At 76.4% G+C, this 2,426-nt stretch carries 4 protein-coding genes; all 4 read right to left on the reverse strand.

The window, feature by feature from the left end; genetic code table 11:
* On the reverse strand, positions 1–950 hold a 950-nt coding region (locus AC1DUQ_RS20725; protein ID WP_477074517.1), incomplete at its 3' end, for a sensor histidine kinase.
* A 5-nt stretch (positions 951–955) separates the two neighbouring features.
* Positions 956–1,645, reverse strand: a complete 690-nt coding sequence (locus AC1DUQ_RS20730) for a response regulator transcription factor (RefSeq protein WP_477059884.1) — start codon at positions 1,643–1,645, stop codon at positions 956–958.
* A 34-nt stretch (positions 1,646–1,679) separates the two neighbouring features.
* Positions 1,680–1,907 carry a hypothetical protein gene (locus tag AC1DUQ_RS20735; protein ID WP_477059885.1) on the reverse strand — a complete coding sequence of 76 codons (228 nt, stop codon included), beginning with the start codon at positions 1,905–1,907 and terminating at the stop codon, positions 1,680–1,682.
* Complete coding sequence (locus AC1DUQ_RS20740; protein WP_477059886.1) at positions 1,904–2,305, reverse strand: hypothetical protein; 402 nt, start codon at positions 2,303–2,305, stop codon at positions 1,904–1,906. Before AC1DUQ_RS20740 ends, AC1DUQ_RS20735 begins: the two co-directional genes overlap by 4 nt.
* Positions 2,306–2,426 lie beyond the last annotated feature (121 nt).

Below are 2,426 nucleotides of genomic sequence, written 5' to 3' on the forward strand. Positions count from 1 at the left end.
CGGTAGCGCGCACCCAGTGCGCCCGGCTCGAAGGCGACCGCGCGGTCCTGGGCGGTCAGCCCGGGTCCGCCGTCACGGACCTCGAGCACCGCGCGCGTGCCCGGTGGATCGGCGGGACCGGCCGCCCGGGCGGCGACGACCACGGGGCGGCCCGCCGGGGTCATGCGGACGGCGTTGTCCGTGAGGCCGTCGAGCACCTGCCGCAGGCGAGCCGCGTCCGTGCGGACCGGCAGCGGCACGCCCGATCGCTCGACCTCGAGGCGCGTCCGCCCGGACCACACCTGCGCGGCCTCGTCGAGAAGCGCCGCGACGTCGACCGTGTCCAGGTCGAGCCGGAAGTCGTCGGCGCCCAGGCGCGCCAGGTCGAGCAGGTCGCGCACGAGGTGCTCGAGGCGTCCGGACTCCGCGAGGATCACGGTCCCCGCGGCGCGCGCGTCGGTGCCGGTCACGACGCCGTCGGCCACCGACTCGGCAAACCCGCGCACGGCCGTCAGCGGGTTGCGCAGCTCGTGCGACACCGACAGCAGGAACCGCCGCTGCCGACCCTCGCTCGCGACCAGCGCCTCGGCCAACGAGTTCAGGCTGGCAGCGACCTCGGCGATCTCCGGCGGCCCCTCGACCGGCACCCGCACGTCACGCCGGCCCGACCCGATCGCGTGGGCGGCCTCGGCCGTCCGGCGCAGCGGCCGCGTGAGCACCTGCGCGGCGGAACCGCCCGCCAGCGCGCCCACGCCGAGACCGAGCGCCACGGACACCAGCACGGCGCGCGTGACCCGGATCCCGGCACGGCGCTCGATGCGGTCGGCCTGGCGCGAGGTCCCGGTCGCCGTCGCGACGGACTCGGCGCGCTGCTCCGCGACGGCGAACCTGGCGCCCGCGAGTCCGGCGAGCACGGCGGTGACCATCGCGACGCCGACGCACAGCACGGTGATCCGTGCCGTCAGGCTCATGCTCCTCATGGTCCGCCCGCCGAGCCGTCCGCCGAGTAGCCGACGCCGCGGACCGTCCGGATGGGTGCGCGCGACCCGAGCTTGGCGCGCAGCTGGGCCACATGGACGTCGACGGTCCGGGTGCCGGCTGCCGCGCCGTACCCCCAGACCGCACCGAGCAGCGTCTCGCGGGTGTGCACCCGGCCGGGGGAGCGGAGCAGGTGGGCCAGCAGGTCGAACTCCGTCGCGGTCAGGTGGACCGGGACGCCGTCCACGGTGGCGCGGCGGCCGGGCACGTTGACCGAGACGCCACCGAGCGCGAGGAGCTCGACGTCGACCGGCTGCGCCCGCCGGAGGACCGCGTGCACCCGCGCGACGAGCTCGCGCGGGCTGAACGGCTTCGTGACGTAGTCGTCGCCGCCGAGCTCGAGACCGAGGACCCGGTCCACCTCGTCGTCGCGGGCGGTCACGAAGAGGACCGGTGTGCGATCGCCGGCAGCGCGCAGTCGACGGCAGACCTCGATGCCGTCCAGCCCCGGCAGCCCGATGTCCAGCACCACCGCCACCGGCCGGTGCGTGCGGACCCCCTGCAGGGCGGCGAGGCCGTCGGAGTACGTCTCGACGCCGAACCCGTCGCGTGCCAGGTAGAGCCGCAGGAGCGCGACGACGGCGGGGTCGTCCTCTGCGACGATCACGAGCCCGGTCCCCGTGGTCACGTGCCTCCCGTCGGGCCGATGTCCGGTGCGGCCCTCATCCGTCGTCGCCGACGAGCTCGGACTCCACCGACCCGGCGAGGTCCTCGCCGTCGCCGACCGTGGCGTCGAACGCGTCGAGGTCATCCTGGGGCATCGCGGTCGCCGACCGGGTGGGCGCGCCCACGACGCCGTCAGACCGACCGTCGCACGCCGCCACCCCGGCGCCGAGCAGCGCGACGACGGCGCCAGCGACTGCGGCGCGCCGGAGCCGCCGGGGGTTCACAGCGAGCTCGGCGACGCCGCCGCGCAGTGCTCCGCCGTCGCGCTCGCCAGGCGGACCAGCACGTCCTCGATCTCCGGCACGCGATCCTCCCGGCGGTCGGCTCGCGCCCGGAGGGACGCGGCCAGGTCGGCGTGGTCGGTGGCGGACGCCCGGTCGGCGCGTGCACGCAGCCAGGCGACCGAGCCCTGCGTGCCGGCGTCGCCCTGGATCCGGTCGAGCGCCTTCTCCAGGCGCGCCCGGAGGTGGTCCGCCCGTGTGCAGAGGTCTTCGGTGCGGTCGGCCGTCGTGCCGGCGGCGGCCGGCGCCGCGATAGAAGAGGTGGTTCCGGCGGCCACGAGTCCGAGAGTCAGGATCGTCGTGACGGCCAGGCGAGAGAGGGTGCGGTGTCGTGCGGGCATCGTCGGCTCCTTGGGCGGGACGCCCCGGCGGGGTGTCGTGAGGGGAGCCTGACGCTGCTGCGTGTGCGGGAGGTGCGGCGGATGTTCGGGTCGTGCAAGGGCGCGCAGCCGGTGTGCCGGC

The sequence above is a fragment of the Cellulomonas sp. P4_B5_2 genome (assembly GCF_056402235.1).